The 16,657-nt window shown below is 65.1% G+C and carries 17 protein-coding genes; 6 read left to right on the plus strand and 11 right to left on the minus strand.

Annotation, left to right across the window (positions count from 1 at the left end; translation table 11 throughout):
• Positions 1-72 precede the first annotated feature (72 nt).
• The 5 genes from EV191_RS21680 (at position 73) to EV191_RS21700 (ending at position 5,024) form a co-directional block, all read left to right on the plus strand.
• Positions 73-1,566, plus strand: coding sequence for an FGGY family carbohydrate kinase (locus tag EV191_RS21680; protein ID WP_132878987.1), 1,494 nt, complete (start codon positions 73-75; stop codon positions 1,564-1,566).
• Positions 1,563-2,582: an NAD(P)-dependent oxidoreductase gene (locus tag EV191_RS21685; RefSeq protein ID WP_132878988.1), complete on the plus strand. Its 1,020-nt coding sequence runs from the start codon at positions 1,563-1,565 to the stop codon at positions 2,580-2,582. Before EV191_RS21680 ends, EV191_RS21685 begins: the two co-directional genes overlap by 4 nt.
• Before the next feature lie 41 nt (positions 2,583-2,623).
• Complete coding sequence (locus EV191_RS21690) at positions 2,624-3,118, plus strand: hypothetical protein (protein WP_132878989.1); 495 nt, start codon at positions 2,624-2,626, stop codon at positions 3,116-3,118.
• A 35-nt stretch (positions 3,119-3,153) separates the two neighbouring features.
• A complete protein-coding gene (locus EV191_RS21695; RefSeq protein ID WP_341539633.1) occupies positions 3,154-3,564 on the plus strand; it encodes a GNAT family N-acetyltransferase in 411 nt (136 codons plus the stop codon).
• Positions 3,565-3,674: 110 nt separating this feature from the next.
• Positions 3,675-5,024 (plus strand): MFS transporter, encoded by a 1,350-nt coding sequence (locus EV191_RS21700; protein WP_132878990.1) that lies wholly within the window; start codon positions 3,675-3,677, stop codon positions 5,022-5,024.
• On the opposite strand, the gene EV191_RS21705 is transcribed toward EV191_RS21700, so the two are convergent.
• The 6 genes from EV191_RS21705 to EV191_RS21730 form a co-directional block, all read right to left on the minus strand.
• Positions 5,002-5,784, minus strand: a complete 783-nt coding sequence (locus EV191_RS21705) for an ABC transporter permease (RefSeq protein ID WP_132878991.1) — start codon at positions 5,782-5,784, stop codon at positions 5,002-5,004. The genes EV191_RS21700 and EV191_RS21705 overlap by 23 nt on opposite strands.
• Before the next feature lie 5 nt (positions 5,785-5,789).
• Positions 5,790-6,752: an ATP-binding cassette domain-containing protein gene (locus EV191_RS21710; protein WP_207894615.1), complete on the minus strand. Its 963-nt coding sequence runs from the start codon at positions 6,750-6,752 to the stop codon at positions 5,790-5,792.
• A 92-nt stretch (positions 6,753-6,844) separates the two neighbouring features.
• Positions 6,845-7,696, minus strand: coding sequence for a DUF4097 family beta strand repeat-containing protein (locus EV191_RS21715; RefSeq protein ID WP_132878993.1), 852 nt, complete (start codon positions 7,694-7,696; stop codon positions 6,845-6,847).
• A gap of 15 nt (positions 7,697-7,711) precedes the next feature.
• Positions 7,712-8,239 (minus strand): hypothetical protein, encoded by a 528-nt coding sequence (locus EV191_RS21720; protein WP_132878994.1) that lies wholly within the window; start codon positions 8,237-8,239, stop codon positions 7,712-7,714.
• A gap of 112 nt (positions 8,240-8,351) precedes the next feature.
• Positions 8,352-10,217, minus strand: a complete 1,866-nt coding sequence (locus tag EV191_RS21725; protein WP_132878995.1) for a CocE/NonD family hydrolase — start codon at positions 10,215-10,217, stop codon at positions 8,352-8,354.
• A gap of 82 nt (positions 10,218-10,299) precedes the next feature.
• Complete coding sequence (locus tag EV191_RS21730; protein ID WP_132878996.1) at positions 10,300-11,694, minus strand: MFS transporter; 1,395 nt, start codon at positions 11,692-11,694, stop codon at positions 10,300-10,302.
• A gap of 60 nt (positions 11,695-11,754) precedes the next feature.
• Here EV191_RS21730 and EV191_RS21735 point away from each other — a divergent pair, with 60 nt between their 5' ends.
• Positions 11,755-12,276, plus strand: coding sequence for a winged helix-turn-helix transcriptional regulator (locus EV191_RS21735; RefSeq protein WP_132878997.1), 522 nt, complete (start codon positions 11,755-11,757; stop codon positions 12,274-12,276).
• A 27-nt stretch (positions 12,277-12,303) separates the two neighbouring features.
• Here the strand turns inward: EV191_RS21735 and EV191_RS21740 are convergent, their stop codons facing one another.
• From EV191_RS21740 to EV191_RS21755, 5 genes are read right to left on the minus strand one after another with little or no spacing between them, the layout of a single operon-like run.
• The gene (locus EV191_RS21740) at positions 12,304-13,518 is read right to left on the minus strand and encodes a dipeptidase (RefSeq protein ID WP_132878998.1); all 1,215 of its coding nucleotides are present in this window, start codon (positions 13,516-13,518) and stop codon (positions 12,304-12,306) included.
• A 32-nt stretch (positions 13,519-13,550) separates the two neighbouring features.
• Positions 13,551-15,020 (minus strand): sodium:solute symporter family protein, encoded by a 1,470-nt coding sequence (locus EV191_RS21745; protein WP_132878999.1) that lies wholly within the window; start codon positions 15,018-15,020, stop codon positions 13,551-13,553.
• Entirely contained in the window at positions 15,017-15,187 is a 171-nt protein-coding gene (locus EV191_RS30160; protein WP_165913045.1) for a hypothetical protein, read from the minus strand. The genes EV191_RS21745 and EV191_RS30160 overlap by 4 nt, the downstream gene beginning before the upstream one ends.
• Positions 15,184-15,873: a hypothetical protein gene (locus EV191_RS21750; RefSeq protein WP_132879000.1), complete on the minus strand. Its 690-nt coding sequence runs from the start codon at positions 15,871-15,873 to the stop codon at positions 15,184-15,186. Before EV191_RS21750 ends, EV191_RS30160 begins: the two co-directional genes overlap by 4 nt.
• On the minus strand, positions 15,870-16,652 hold the full coding sequence (locus tag EV191_RS21755) for an aspartate/glutamate racemase family protein (RefSeq protein ID WP_132879001.1): 783 nt from the start codon (positions 16,650-16,652) through the stop codon (positions 15,870-15,872). Before EV191_RS21755 ends, EV191_RS21750 begins: the two co-directional genes overlap by 4 nt.
• Positions 16,653-16,657: the final 5 nt, after the last annotated feature.

Below are 16,657 nucleotides of genomic sequence, written 5' to 3' on the forward strand. Positions count from 1 at the left end.
TGAAGTAGCAGTTAAAAGAATGCTAGCGTCGATAAGCACCGAGTCAATGGTAAACAATTGTTCGGAGTTGACATGTCCGAGTTGACGCTAGTGGTGGACTCCGGAACGAGCGCCACCAAAGCTGCCGTGGTCGACGAACGACTTCGAGTGGTTTCCTCGGCGCGCGAGCGAACCCCTGTCGCGACTCCGGAACGCGGACACCGGCAGATCGATATGACCGAGCTGGCAAGCTGCACCTTCCGCGTCACTCGCGCGGCACTCGCCAAGGTTGACCGGAACCACGTGGCGGGAATCGCCGTCACCGGCCAGGGCGATGGCGCCTGGTTGCTGAATGGCGCGGGTGAACCGGCCGGTCCGGCAATTCTGTGGAACGACGCACGTTCTGCCGAGGTCTTCGTTCGGATGCAACAGGCAGGGGAAATCGACCGGATTCGACGCACCACACACGGCTCGGTTCACCCTGGCAGCCTGCCGGTCATCGCTCGCTACCTCAGCGAGTACCACCCGAAACTGCTCGCGAGCGTCCATGCGCAGTTGAACTGCAAGGACTGGATTCGCTTTCAGTTCACCGGTTTCCTGGAAACGGATCCAACCGATGCCTGCCGGTCCTACTGGGATGCGCGAACTGAGCGGCGCGATCTGTCCCTTATGGACAGCCTTGGTGATCTTCCCGCCGCCGCCATGCTCCCGCTCAGCATGCCTGGCAACACTCGACCGCTCACGGCCGAAGCGGCCCGCGCGCTTGGCCTCCCGGCCGGAATTCCGGTCGGGACAGGAGCGATGGATGTCGCCTCGACCGGCTACGCGTTCTGTGGGACGCGCACCGAGCAACCGTGGGCTATCGTGGGAACTACCTCATTCGTTGGCGTAGCACGAAGGTCCACGCGGGCCGAAGCGGGAAACCTCGTCGCCTACGGAATTCCAGGGCTCGTGATCAACTCCCTTGCCCCCATGGTCGGCACGCCGCTGCTCGAGTGGCTTCGGGACTTCGTCAACGCCGGCGGACAAAGCTGGGAACAGTTTGAGGCGCGGGCCGCCGAGGCGGGGAAACGGGGCGGCGCGGTTCCGACCGCACTCCCATACTTCTCGCCCTCCGGCGAACGGGCTCCGTTCGCCGACGCCTATGCCCGTGGCTCCGTACATGGCCTCACACACGAAACCTCATCCGCCGAATTCGCGTACGCGGTGTACGCCTCCATCGCCCAGACCTTGCAGGAATGCGCGGAGGATCTGGATATCGCCGGCACCATACGGATCGCTGGAGGTGGCGCGGCGAGCAATCTACTATGTCAGCTGCTGGCCGACTTCAGTGGTCATGTTGTCGAACGCCCCCAGGTCTCGGATGAGGCGGCGATCCTGGGCGAGGCAAGTAGATTGCTCGGCCGGACCGACCCTGCCTGGCAGAGCGAGGGCACCGAGCTTGCCTCGGCGACCTTCGAACCGTCCGCCATTCCCACCCGGCCACCAGTAGAACTCTCAGACCTCCGCAGGCTCCGCGCTGCTGAGCGTCCACTGTGGCCGTTATTCAGAAACGAACGCCCCGCTTCCGAAAGGAGTTCCAGTTGACTCGTCCCATGGTTCTCGCCACGTGTGAGCTGGACAGACCCACCCTCGACGGCTTGGCGGGCAGGTTCGATATCGAGTACGCGATCACCGCCAACCGTCGCCGGTCGCTTGCCGATCAGGGCATCGACCGCGCACTCGCCGAGGCGCGAGTGCTGGTCGCCGAGGTCGATTCCGTCGACAAGGCCACCCTGGCCGCCGCTCCACGACTCGACCTGGTGATCAGCTGTCGCGCATCGCCGGTGAACGTCGATCTCGCGGCCTGCGCGGCACGCGGCGTACCGGTGTGTACGACGCCGGGACGCAATGCCGACACGACCGCGGATCTCACCTTCGCGCTGATCCTTGATGCCTGCCGAAACGTCACGGCGGCGTCGATGTGGCTACGCGCCGGGCAATGGTCGGCAATCGATTCGAACGAGCCTTACCGGATCTTCAAAGGCCCCACCTTGCGTGGCCGCACCCTGGGCATCGTGGGCGGCGGCGCCGTTGGCCGCCGGGTCGCCCGCCGTGCGCTCGGATTTGACATGTCGGTGCTTATCCACGACCCGTACTTGACCGACACGGGGGCGCCACCTGGCGCTACGCTGGCCACTTTGGAGGAACTGCTTTCCGCCAGCGATATCGTTTCGATACACGTACCGCTGACCGCCACCACCATTGGGTTGATCGACGCGCGACGGATCGCACTGATGAACCGGGGGAGCTACCTGGTCAACGCCTCTCGGGCAGCCGTTGTCGACGAGAACGCGCTGATCACCGCGCTGTCCTCGGGCCAGTTGGCCGGCGCGGGGCTGGATGTGTTCAATGAAGAACCGCCACCCACCGATCATCCCCTGCTAGCGATGGAGAACGTGGTGCTCACACCGCATATCGGTGGCGCCTCAAGGGATGTGATCGCGGCACAGACCGAGATGGTCGCCGAGATTCTGACGGCGCATTCCACTGGCGGAGACTTGCCTTACCGCGCCCGCAACGATTTGCTTGACTTCCGCGCGGTCGAGGCGAGCGGGAACTGATTACCGGCGCATCGACGAAGGTGTCAACGCAGGAGGAAGCGATGAAGTACCTGTTCGTGAACGGCCGGCTCGCCATCCAGATTCGCTACTGGGAGGAGCCGGGATTCGCCGATGGTGGCGCCAGAATCGAACTGCGTCACGTGTCCCAGGTTGAGGGCACCCAACACCGAGCGGGTGCCGCTGGCTGCACTGTCAGCCCGGTCAGTCCGGGCGGGCTCTGGCGAGCCGATCTGTTCCTGCACCTCGATAAGCCAGGCAAGGGCTGCTTTCACCACCATCCGAACTTCGCCGCGGATGACGTCGGCCGCCGGGATTTCGACGAGAAGATCGGGCGGGATCCACGCCGTTGGATCGAGGAACGCCTGCGGGATCTGCCAGCCCTGCTCGCCGCCTGCGGTGGAACGGATGTGCTGGAATCGGTCGACCTCGACGAACACCACCGCGCACTGCCCTTGATGCTGACCGCCATCGAGCAGTGCATGGCTCGACTGCCGGCCGAACTGGCCCGCCGCTACGAAGCCACCGGCGGAAAATAGGTTGCGCGGCGGAAAGCGTAGTCGACACTGGCCAAGTGCGCGACGAGATCACATATACCTGGCGGGATCCGCTCACTGACGACGAGATGGTGGACCTCGTCCAATCGCACGGCGGTTACGCGGTCGCCGGTTGGTGGGACCAGATCAGCCAGCACAGTCTCGGTTGGGTCAGCGCTCGAGATCACCGCGGCCTCCTGGTCGGTTTCGTCAACGTGGCATGGGATGGCGGCGACCACGCCTTCCTGATGGACACCAAAACCCGGGGTTCGCACCAACGTCGCGGTATCGCCACGACGGTCGTCGGGTTGGCCGTCGCACGGGCGCGGGCGGCCGGCTGCGCATGGCTGCACGTCGACTTTGCTCCCGAGTTGGGCGCGTTCTACTTCGACGCTTGTGGTTTCCAGCCCACCGACGCGGGGCTCATTGACCTGGAAGCCCCTACCTGAGGGCCCAGCTTGCGGGACAGCCCACTGGGCCAGGCACACGGATGTTGACAAACGGATCCCATCTGGTAATAGTATGCTAGCATCCTATCAAGAGATCGGTGGGAATCCGCATGAACACCACGCGTGCGCCCGGCGCGGTCCTGCTTGCCACCGGAATCGTGCTACTGGAGTTCGCCGCGGCGATCACCAGTTTCGTCACGACGACGCTGTTACCGATCGTTGCCGCGGACCTGCGCGCGTACCACCAGCTGGCATTGCTCATCATCGGCGCCACGCTCGGCCTGTTCGTCGCGCTGCCGCTGGCGTCGCGGGTGATTCACCGGCTGGGGATTCGCCCGACACTCGCCGTCGGCGTGGGCAGCTACCTTTCTGGTGCACTAGTGGCGGCGACCGCGCAGTCACCCTGGATCTTCGCCGCTGGACAGCTCGCGGAAGGATTCGCCAGCGGTCTGCTCGCCGTGTTCGGGATCAGCACGGCGATCAAGCACCTTGATACCGCACTGCGCATCCGGGTGATCGCGATGTCCTCGGCGATGTGGATCGCGCCTGCCCTGGTGGGTCCATCTGCGACACTCGCACTCGAGCACCTGGTTGGCTGGAGATGTGCACTGCTGGCGCCAGTGCCGATCGTCGTCATTGGACGGTTGCTGATCGTCAGGGCGACCGCAAGGCAAGCGCTGGACCGAGACCGGCAAGAACATCCGTTACGGCGGACGATGCTCATCCCGGCCGGGGTCTTCCTGCTGGTCATCGGAACCACCGGCGGAGCCTGGCTGACCGGTACGGTGGGTATCGCCGGCTTCGCCATGGCGATGGTCGGACTCGTCGCGATACTTCCTGCCGGCACCGCCCGGTTGCGACGTGGCGCGCCAGCGGGTCTCGCCGCGATGTTCCTGTTTGGCGCCGGGTATTCCGGTGCGGCCAGCCTGATTACCGTGCTACTCACCGATGGCTACCGTGCTACCGCTGGGCAGGCGGCGATCATGCTCGGCGCCGCGCCGTTCGCTTGGGGACTGACGAGCCTGCTCACCGGCCGTGTGGGGAAAGGTAAGACCCGCTGGACGGGGCCAGCCGCCGGCTTGGCTGCGACCGCCGCCGGTACCGGTGTTCTGACGATGGCGATGCTCCCCTCAGCATTCGGTGTAGCGCTGGTGGCCTGGACCGCCGCGGGTGCGGGTATCGGTTTCGCCTACCCTCGGCTGTACATCCTGTCCACCACACCGGATGCCAGCCTTTCGGCAACCGAGCTCGCCACCGCGGTGGTCACCGCGGAAACCCTTGGTGGGCTGTTCGGCCGGTCCGTGGGTGGCGCCATCATCGGCTTCGATGCCACCCACGGAGGGGCCGGTAGCGGCGGACTGCTCATCACCTACGGACTGTTCGCACTGTTACTGGTGGCCGCCACTCTCGCCGCGACCCGTGCACCGAACCCCGGAGCTAACGCGCGGGTTCCCGGTTGAACAATCGCCGCGACCACAGATACCCGCCCAGCGCGATCACCGCGCACCACCCGAGCGCGGCGATCGCGTTGCCCCCGACCGGAGTATCGAACAGTAGCCCGCGCAACGTCTCCATGATCGGCGTGAAGGGTTGATACTCGGCGAACCAGCGGATCGCCGAGGGCAACGACTCGGTCGGCACGAAACCACTGCCCAGGAACGGCAGGATGATCAGCGGCATAGGTAGGTTACTCGCCGTCTCAACACTTTTGCTGACCTGTCCAAGCGCCACGCACAACCAGGTAAGCGCGAACGCCATCGCAAGCAGCACGCCGCCAACCCCAAGCCAGGCAAGGAAACCCGCGGACGGCCGAAACCCGACGAGCAAGGCGAACCCGATTACGACAAGGACGCTCGCCATCGCCTGCACCAGTGTACCCAGTACATGCCCGGTCAGCACCGATACCCGAGCGATGGCCATCGTGCGAAACCGTGCGATGATTCCCTCGGTCAGGTCCATCGACACCGATACCGCGGCGGTGAGTGCCGCGCCTGCCACGGTCATCACGATGATCGCCGGGGTCACGTAGTTGACGTACTCCGCTCGCCCACTCGCGGCGCCGCTGATCCCCGCGCCAAGGGTGCCACCGAAGACGTAGACGAACAGCAACAGGAAAACGACCGGCATCACGATGATCGTCCCCGTCATCGACGGGTATCGAAGCATATGGCGAAGGTTGCGCCGGAGCATCGTGGCCGAATCGGTCACCGCGATAGTCATGCCGCTCACCTGGTCACCGCCTCGATCGATTCGGCTGGGCGCTCGGCCGGACTTCCGGTGAAAGCCAGGTACACGTCGTCCAGATCTGGTGTGTGCACGGTGAGCTGGTCGACCTCCACCGATGCGTCATCCAGCCGATCCAGCAACCTCCGCAGCGAACCGATGTTCCCGTCATCTGGCACGCGCAGGGTCAACTCATGGTCCGCGCTGATCGTGTGATCCAACACTTTCGCCGCGATCTCGAGGTTGTGCCCATCAGGGAACCGCAACCGCACGTGCCCACCGGGTACCCGACGTTTCAGTTCCTCCGGCGCGCCTTCGGCGACGAGCTTGCCGTGGTCAAGCACGGCGATCCGACCGGCGAGTGCATCAGCTTCCTCGAGATACTGGGTCGTCAACAGGACGGTTACCCCGTCGGCGACAAGCCCCCGCACGATATCCCACATGTTCCGCCGACTACGTGGATCCAGACCGGTGGTCGGCTCGTCCAGGAAGATGACACTCGGTTCGCTGACCAAGGTCATCGCGATGTCCAGTCGTCGGCGCATACCGCCCGAATAGGTGGCCGCGGTCTTGTTTCGCGCCTCGAGTAGATCGAACCGCTCGAGTAGCTGAGCCACCCGCTGCCGTCCAGTAGAGCGCCCGAGATGGTGCAGATCCGCCATCAACCGAAGGTTTTCCTCGCCGGTCAGTAGATTGTCCACCGCGGAGAACTGTCCGGTGACACCGATCGACTTACGGACCGCGTCCGCTTCGGTGGCGACATCGTGGCCACCGACCCAGGCCTGGCCCGAATCTGCTTTGAGCAATGTCGACAGAATATTCACGATTGTCGTCTTACCCGCGCCATTCGGCCCTAGTAGCGCGAGGACGGTTCCCGCGGGAACCCCTAACTCGATCCCGTCGAGCACCAAGTGGTCACCGAATGACTTGCGTAACCCGGTAACTTCGATAGCTTGTCTTCGCATCATGACCCGCGATTCCCTTCTGGACGCTCTTCGTTGAGCAGGACTTGTTGTCGCGCACCAGAAACGGGCACGCGTGACACTTGCTCGGAAATCTAGATACGGCGGATGGTGATATCACCGCAGGATGTATGCGCGCGCACGTCAAGGAAGCCCTCGGCCTCCGGCGGCGCTTGCGCGGACTCGCGCAGGAGATTGTGCAGTCGCCCGTAGCCGGTATGCGCGTCGAGCCACGCCGGCACGCCAGGCGCGATGCCGATCTCGATCTCACCGAATGCCGTGCGCAGCACGGCCGCGCCGCTGGACATCCCGTCGATTCGGATATCCCCATTCGCCGTCTTCGCTTCGACTCGTGAGCCCGAAATATGTTGCACGGCAATACTTCCGTTCGCCGACTGCAACCGGATATCGCCATGCGCGGCGCCAACATCGGTACTTCCGTTGGAATTGCGAACGATCGCATCCCCATCCAGCACGCCGAGGCGCACCGTTCCCGAACCGGTACTCACCTCAGCCGAACCGATGACCTCGCGTACCTCGACGTCTCCAGCAGCGGTACGCAAGCGCAGTTGTCTAGTTTGGTCCAGGTAAACCCGCCCAGTCGAGGTTCGAACCGAACACTCACCAAGTCTGCCCGTACTCCGGAGATCCCCCACCGACGATTCGGCGTGTACTCGCGAACCACTCGGGAGCTCGACCAGCACGTCAACCGAACCAGTTCGACTGAACAGGTCCAGTCCCCGCGACTTGGTCGTTTTCACCAGTAAGGCGCCATTCGAATAGCTGACCCTGGTGCGTTCCACGGCCCGTTTGTCGGCTTCGCTCGAATCATCGCTCGGCCGTACCTCGACCACCGTGTTGTCCCGGTCGGTGGCAGCGATATGCAGGTCTCCGACGATCAGGTCGAACGTGGCCGAGATCGGATCCGGAGTATCGAATGTAGACATTGTCAGCCCCCTCGCCTAGTGAACCCAACCCGTGTAACGCTGCCGCGACCGTGTGCCCGACCGCTCCCCCTGCTGCGCCGGATCAGCCTGGGTCAGCGCGGCCGAGGTGACGCGAACCAGCCACGCGTTCACCGAACGTCCCACCTGGCTGGCCGCTTCCTCGATGGCGATCTTGAGGTGCTCCGGAAGTCGGAAATTGATCCGCGCGGTTACCCCGTCCTCGGCTACCTGCTCGGCCGCGCCGAAACCGCCATCGGCCGGCTGGGAAGACGCTGCGCCATCCTGGCCAGCTTCCGGACTCGCCGGAGGGGTCACCACGAAATGCGGGTCCCTGCCGCGCAACAGCACCTCGACCGAACCGGGCGCGAGATCCTGGGTGATCTCGGCAGCCGCCGAGGACAAGGCCTCGAGCAGGGTCAGCCGGATGGCCGATTCCAGCGGCGCGGACAGCCGCTCGGCAAGTTCTCGCGCTTCTTCTCCGCCAGCCTCCGCTGCCGCCGCGAACTCCCGTCCCAGCTTGTCTACATATGGGGTGAGATCCATGGCGCCACTATGGCGCATCCATGGCGCCATAGTCAACCGGAATGGCGCCAGCGCGACTTCGAGACACAGTAAGGCCAGGTCACGGCGTCTTATTCGCTACGGGAAGCGTGTGCTAGGAGCCTGGTGCCAGCGGAAGCGTGACCGAGGTCCGGGTCAGATCGAGCTCGATCTCCGGTCGCTGGCTCGGCGCGAAGAAGCCCTGGGCGTCCGTCCCACCGAGGACGATCGCCAGCCGGTTGCCCGCCGGCACGACGTGGTCGACGGCGGACAGTCCCATGGACTTCGGATAGAACCGGCCAGGCGTCAACGGCAACTGCTGACCCAAGGTCGCCCAGTTGCCCAGTTCGGCCGCCCCGCTCGCGATGATCTCGTGGTCCACATCGGTCAACGCGATCTCGGTTTCCAGGTAACAAGCGCTGTCCGCAGGCGTACTCGCACCCCAGCACGATCGCTCCGGCAGCGTGCGAATCCCTTGCTCGTCCCCGAGGTAATCGCGAATGGTGGCACGCCCGTAATCCACAATGGCCGCGCCGACCCTTGCGGTGTCGGTCGTGGACGACGCGGTCACCCGCACCGAAGGCGTACCGGACAACCGGATGTCGTGCGGCAGCGGCTCCGTCCGGTAAACGACCCTGGCCGGGGAGGACGCCTCGGGGTCGAGCACCCAGTCGAAACGGCTCAGTTCGGGATCATCGACGAACGAGTCCGTACCCGAAGGCGCTGGCGTCCTGGCCAGACCGCCAGGTCCCGACCCGGCCCCCGCGTTCGGCCAGAGCGTGACCTCCTGGGTATCGGCCGGTGGCCATGCCTGTTCCGGTACCCAGGTATCCGGCTTGCTTTCCCGCAGCACCGGCGGCTCGGTGTCGATGCCGTTGTCGATGTCGTACAGCCAGCGGTCGAACCAGCGGTGCAGCGTCTTGACGAAGGGCCCGCGGCGGAAGTCGAACGGGTCCACGTGCCCCGCTTGACCGAGCCACAGTTTCCGGCCGACACCCTGGTCACCAAGTGCTGTCCACCACCGCTGCAGGTCGCGAGTGGGTGCGTTGAACACGTCACCAAGGCCATGTACGACAAAGACGCTGGCCCGAATACCGTTGGCCTGCGGTGCATGGTCCCGCTGCGCCCAGTACCGGTTCCAGTCAGCCTGCTCGCCCTGCTGCTCGGCCAGTTCGTCATGGAACGGCGCGCACCGCTTCTCCTGCGTAGGGTCCGGGTCCGGCGGCTTCGGTTCGCCCGAACCTGGCGGATACCCGCCAGATGCCCCGTCCGCATTGAAGTGCCGGTAGAGCGAGGTGACGCCGCCAATCGGCACAATCGTGCGTAGGCCTTCGACTCCAGTCGTCGCCACCCCGTTCGCGGCCCAGCCATCCGCGGATTTGCCGATCATGCCGGCCGTTCCGGACGCCCAGTCCGCCGTTACCGGTTTGCCGTGGCGTACCGCGTCATACCCTTGCGCGCGACCCCCGAGCCAGTCCACAACGGCCTTTCCCGCCCCGTTGTCGAGCGGCCCGCCGTTGTCCGAGCAGCCGGTGGAACGGTTGGTGCCCGGCGCGTCGACCAAGGCGACCGCGTAGCCACGCGGCACGAAGTAGTTGTCGTAGAAAAGCGGGAACCGCTCCGGAGTCCCGTCCGGGGCGTAGCCCTTGAGCTGCGCCTCGTTGCCCCGCCCACAGCACGCGTAGTATGGGCTGACCTCGACGATCGTGGAGATCCGCTGGCCGGCCGCCGCCGGCTCGGCAGGACGGATGATGTCCACCGCGACCCTGTCCGGATGCCCGTCCCCATCAACCTCGGTGCCGGTATCAACCCATACGGATTCGCGGACCGCACCGGCGTAGGAGTAGATCGGCTCGGTGACACCACCGGAAAGTGAATACGGCTGCGCTTGCGCTGATTGCGTCGGCTGAGCCGTAGCCGCACCACTGAGGCCAGCGAGCACCACAAGTGCTCCCACCAGAACGCAAGCCAATCTGGTCATCGTACGAGTATGCGCATTTCCCCGCGGTCGGGATATGGCCCGGGCGGGTTACCGATGCCCCGAAACCGCGCGGCGAACCCGATCAGCGCCGACGAGCAAGCGCCCACACACCGAGTGCCGCCATCAGCGAGAGCGCGCCACACAGCACGGCGACCTGGTTCCAGCCGGCGAACTGAGCGCCGGTATCGGACGGCGGTGCCACGGCCACGAGACTCACCACCGTGACGCCAATCGCGGCACCCACATAGCGCGCCGTATTGGTCACCCCGGTACCCAGCGCGGCACGCTCCGGCGGCACGGTCGCGACCGCCTGTCGACCTAGCCCGCCGTTGAGTATCCCGGTAGCGACGCCGGCGACGAGCAAACCAGGCACCAGACGCGGCACGGTCGAGGTAGCGGACAGACCGGTGAGCAGCAGCATCCCTACCCCGGTCGCAGCCAGTCCGATGACCAGCAAGGCGCTGCCGCCGAGCTTCGTCAGCAGCCAGCGGGCGAACAGCGCGGAGAAAGCGCTGGTAGCCGACCAGAGTCCCAGCGCCATCCCGGCCTGCACGCTCGTCATCCCCATACCGCCCGCAAGGAAAGTTCCCGCGAACGACATCAGTGCGATTACGCCAGCCCCGGCACCCGCGGCGGCCAACGTGGCAGCCAGAAAACCACCGCGCCGAAACAGCGCCGGCTCGACCATCGGGGCCTGGCCGCGCAGCTGGCTGACGACGAAGGCGACCAGTGTCGCGGCGGCGAATCCACCCCATGCCAACGCGAAACCGATCTCGCCTTGCCGCGCCGCAACCAGGGCAATCAACACGGCGGTGAGCCCGACCGTGAACAGCGCAGCGCCAACCAGGTCCAGCCTGCGACCGCGGATCACCTCAGTCTCAACGAAGCTGGCACGTGCGGTAGCCGCGATGGCAACGCCGGCCACCGCGAGCAGCCAGTAGGTCGCCTGCCACCAATCGGCCAGATCGAACAGCCCAGTCAGCACCGGACCCATCGCGATGCCCAGCCCCATACTGGCGCCCCACCAGGCGGCCGATCGTGATCCTTGCGCGGAATCCCTCGTCACCGCCGCAACCAGCCCCAGCCCAGTGGCGATGACGCCGGCGGCGCCGACACCCTCGATAACCCGCCCAACGATGAACCACAGCGGCGTACTCGCGACGGCGCACACCACCGAGCCAGCCGCGAGTACCACCGCTCCAGCGATGAACACCCGCCGCCGACCAGACAGATCGGCAACCGCGCCCGCGGTCAGCAGGCTGACGGCGAGCCCGATACTCATGGAACTGAGGATCCACGTCGTGGCGGTCGACGAAGCGGCCAACTTCCCCGCGAGCGTTGGCGCGTTTCCGAGTGGACCGGAGTAGGCGAGCATCGCCACAAAGGTGCTGATCGAGCTGAGCGCGACGGCGGCGGCAAACGACCGGTTCGGCTCCCGCGTCTCCTGGCCGCCTTGAGCAACCGGCAGTCTGTTCACCAGACCATACTTGCACAGCGTTGGTCTGATGAACAGACTGGGTGTGGATAGACTGGGGCCATGTCCTTGGGAACCGGATACGACCAGCAGGGCTGCTATCTCGCCCGTGCCCTCGAGGTAGTCGGCGAACGATGGACCCTGCTGATCGTGCGTGACTGCTTCTACGGCGTACGGCGATTCACCGACCTCCGCGAACATCTGGATATCTCCAGGGCGGTACTCACCGCGCGGCTCGATACGCTGATGACCGCCGGCGTACTGCGCCGCGAGGTGTCCGATGGGCACCCCGAATACGTGCTCACCGAAGCGGGCCGGGCGCTGTGGCCCGTGGTCTACCTACTCACCAAATGGGGCGAGCAGTACACCAGCGGGCCACACCCCGCCCGCGTCTACAGCCACGCGGACTGCGACACCGACGTGGACGACGTCGGCCACTGCGCCAGCTGTGGCTACACGCCCGACCCTGCCGACTTGATTGTCCGGCCAGGCTCCGGACCCAACGCGATGCGCCGCGATGACCGAGTGGCCCGCGCGCTCGCCGAACCACACCGGATTCTCACTCCGCTCGAGATCAGCAGCTGACCGGCGGAAGGCCGATACTCGGACCGACTACCACACCTGGTCGAGTACCCGCAGAATGTTTCCGCCGAGCACCTTGCTGATCTCGTCGTCCGAGTAGTCGTGTTTGACGAGCCAGCCGGTGATGTGGTGGAACTCCTCAGCCGGGTTCTCGATCCCGTCCACAAAGTCGACCTTGCTGAACTCCGGCCCGTCGTGTGCCGCGGAGATCGACAGGTGCTTGGCGAAGGTGTCGTGCAGGCCCACGTGATCGCCGAACAGGGTGTCCGGACCGAACGCGACGTGATCGATACCGACCAGGTCAACGCAATAGGTGAAGTGCTCCATGAACGCGTCCAGATTGTGCGCTGGATGGTTGGGGCTCATCGTGGTGTGCGGAGCCGCCTCGATACCAATCACCCCACCCCGCTCGGCGCAGGCCACGATCACATCGTCGGGCTTCATTCGCTTGGTCGGCCACACCGAACGGGCGCCCGCATGCGTGATGAAGATCGGCTGATCCGAGGCCTTGATGGTGTCCATGCTGGTGCGGTCGCCAGAATGCGAGACATCGATCGCGATGCCCAGCTTGTTCATCCGCTTCACGGCCTTCTCGCCGAAGTAGGTCAGCCCACCGTCGTGCCGCTCGCGCAGGCCGGTACCGAGCGTGTTCGACTCGCTGTAGGCGATGCCTGACTGCCGCACGCCGAACCCATACAACACGTCGATCCGGTCCACTTCGTTCTGGATCGGCGTCGCCGCTTCCAGCGCGGGAACCAGTGCGATCTGGCCGTTGGCGCGGGCCGTGGCGATATCCGCGACACGCTCGGCCCTGATCACGAAGTCCTGCTTGGCGATATCCGAGTACCGCATGCCAAGGTCAACGAGAACGTCTTCCCATTTCCAGCCCATCTGCGAGGTAATGCAGCAGGTGCCGTCCATGAAGTTCTCGAATATCGCGTCGATACCGGAAATGGACAGGCCCTCGTAGCCGGTGTGATTGCGCCCTGTCCGGTTGTAGGCGAAGGTCTCCTCGATGTTTTCCGGAAACACCGCGGTGTGGTCGTGCAGCGAGATGACCGTGTTGTCGGCCATCAACTTGTCCACACGGGAGCGCTGCGCGTCGGTGAGCTCCGGACCTCTCGAGTTGACTCGGCCGATTTCCTTCGCGAGGGTGAACTCGATGTAGTCCTCGCCCGGCTGCAACGCGTCGAACGACCGGTATCCCTGATAGCGGACCGGATCCGCGCCCGATTTCTGGACCATTACTGCGAAACTCCTCTCGTTGACTGCCCGGGTTAGCGGCCGGCGACCGCGCTTGCGGGTGTTCGGGTTGTGCGGTCAGGACCAAAGAAGACCTCGAGCTCAGCCGGCGGTACCGGTCGGCTGAGCAGTGAGCCAGCAATCATGCCGGTGAAGCTGGCCAGGATTCCGGGAACGACCGGTTCCACCGCTGGGCTACCCAACAGGTACCACAGCAGACAGACAGCGAAGCCGGCGAGCATGGAACACATCGCACCAACCTTGGTCGCCCGCTTCCAGTACAGGCCAAGCAGTACCGCCGCGGTGATCGTGCTGGCCAGCAGTGCGGCATAGCTCAGCACCACGAACTGCACGATGTCCAGCTCCTGCAGGGTGAGCAGCAGCGGTAGCACGCCGATCACCACCGTGGCGATCCGGTTGATCCTAGTCCTGGTGCGCTCCGGGGTGTTCGGGCGCAGCAGCGCCGTGTAAATATCGTGCGAGATCGCGGGACCAGCGACAAGCAGCACCGAGTCCACTGTACTCAGTACGGCCATGATCACGGCGGTAAGCAGTAATGCGCCTAGGAAAGGCGGCAACACTTCGGATGCGAGAATCGTCGACGCGGCATCCGAAATGGACAGATTCGGATAGAGGAAACGCATCACCATACCCGCGATAGCAATACAGATTCCGGTCAGCAACACGAACAGCAGAGCCACCCCAGAAGCCCGGCGGCAGGTCTGGTCGTCGGGCATCGAGTAGTACCTGATCAACAGGTACGGTGCGCACAGTGCCGCGAACCCGAAGCCGAGCCAGAATCCGGCGATCTCGGCACCGCCGAAACCCCAGCCGATGAAGTCGACGGAGACCTCGGGCAACGACTGGGTGAGCGTGGACATCCCACCGGCATGGCTGATCAGCAATGGCAGGCCAACGGCGACTCCCACCGCCATGGTGATCTGCTGGAGAAAGTCGGTTCGCACCACGGCGGACATTCCACCGATCACCGTGTAGCCGACGATCACGACCATCAGGATCGCCGCGCCCCACACGAACGGGATACCGAAGACCGTCTCCAGAATGATGCCACCGGCCTGGTACTGCGCCGAGATGAATACCAGATACGACAGCACAAGCAGCACGGATACCACGGCGCGGGGAACCTTGCCACCGAACCGGTCGGCGATGAAATCCGGGAAGGTCAGGGCGTTGCGCTCATGCGCGTACCGCCGCAGCCGCGGCGCGATGACGTACGCGGAGACAAGGAAAGCCACCCAGATCCCCGCCCAACCCCACATGAACGACGCGCCTGTTACGTAGTGGATGCCCACCGTGCCAACGAAAGTACCCGCGCTCATCTGTGTCGCGGCGATGCTGGCACCACCGATCCACGGGCCAACCTTGCGGCCCGCGACGAAGAAATCCTGTTCGCTCTTGTTCGCACGGTAAGACCGCAAACCCTCGTAACAGGTGATCGCCAGGAACACGAACAGAGTCAACAGGAAGACGAGTTCGAAGCTCATCGAGCGTCCTCCTCGGTTGTCTTGGTCCGCTCTGCCCGCTGGGCGGACCGCCGGTCAACGCGTCCAGCGAGCACGATCGCCAGCAAGGACAACAGCAGGCCCGCGAGCACGGCGGTGTCGAATGGAATGCCAAACGGGGTTATGAGGGTGCCGTCCGCAAGAATCATTGTTCGGCCCGTTCCTTCCTTCGGATACCGACAGCCCAAAACACCACGACGATCGCGAGAAAGAGGCCGCTACCGATCGAAACCACGGTGCCGAGCGAGAGCCGGTCCGTCGAGCCGTAGTCAGCGACCACCGTCGAAGGCAGGGAGTTGCCTCGATGTTCGACCGTGACCTGGTCCCCGCCGGAATCGGCCTGCCGGAAGCTGGGCATGCTGTCACCCACGAGCCGTTGACCGGCGGGCAGTGCGACGGAGATGCCTACCCGCGCGGCCCGGTCGGTGGGAATATCCGGAATCACCAGCGGAACCGCCCGCGCCTGCGCGGTGCGATCCAGTTCGTGTTCCACCACATATTCCTGGGTTCCGCTCGCCAGTTCGGTCGTGATCCGGTTGGCGGACCGCGCGGCGAGATCGTGCTCGTCGTCCGGGGTGGTCACCGAGACGATTCGCGCGTCCCGCTGGTGCGGGACCAGTAGCTCGATCGGCGTGGCTTCGGTTGTTGGCCGGGTCAACCGGAACTCGCTGCGTACCACGTCGGCACCAGTGTCCCGCATGGTGACGGTCACCTCGGCAGCTGCCAGAGTGGGCTCCGCTGGCGCGGCCGTGGCAGGCGCGGCGAACACACAACTCAGGACTGCCGTCGCCGCGCCAACACCGATCGACCGCACGAGCATCGCGCGGATCCTCACGCGGTCACCTCCATCGGGCCGTCCGCCTGGTGCGCCAGAACCGCGATCGAGTCGCCATCGGCGAGCTTGGGCGGCCGGTGATAGGCACGTCGGCTGTGCGCGAGCCCCATCCGATGCAGGGCTTCGGCTTGGTGCAACGCGGCGCGTACCGGATTCACCACCGGAGCACCGAGTTCCTCGGTCAGCCGTTCGGCAGCTCCCAGAAAGCCCATGCTCATACAACCGAGCACGATCGTGTCCGTATCGGTGGTATCCAGCAGGCGCGCGCATTCGGCGCGCAATGCGCCGTGGGCGGCCTCATGGTCGTTATTGATCTCGAGCACGGACAACTCGACCGCACGTACCTCGCCGAGCGCACCGAGTACGCCGGTCTCCCAGGCGAGCCGGCGAAGCAGTGGTCGAACACTCGCGGTCACCGTCACCACGGAGAACTGGTGTCCAAGCGTGGCCGCCAGAGCCATCCCTGCCGAAGCCGGGCCCACGACCGGACGGGTAGCGATCTCGCGCAGCCCGTCCAGCCCAGGGTCTCCGAAACAACCGACCACCGTGGCGTCCGCGCCGTTGTTCTCGGCTGAGCGCAGCCGCGCGCCCATCGCGGGAATCGCCAGGTACTCCTCGAATGCCGACTCCACGGACGCTGGCCCACTGTCTACTGCGGATACGGTCACCGTCGTGCCGGCGCTCGCCCATTCCGCGAGCAATCCGGCTCGCCGCCGCATCTCCGCGACGCCGAGCTCCGTCGCATGCATGGGCGCGGGTAGTAAATAGGTTAGCTGCATGTGTA

The organism is Tamaricihabitans halophyticus (assembly GCF_004340875.1).
Classification (GTDB): Bacteria; Actinomycetota; Actinomycetes; order Mycobacteriales; family Pseudonocardiaceae; genus Tamaricihabitans; species Tamaricihabitans halophyticus.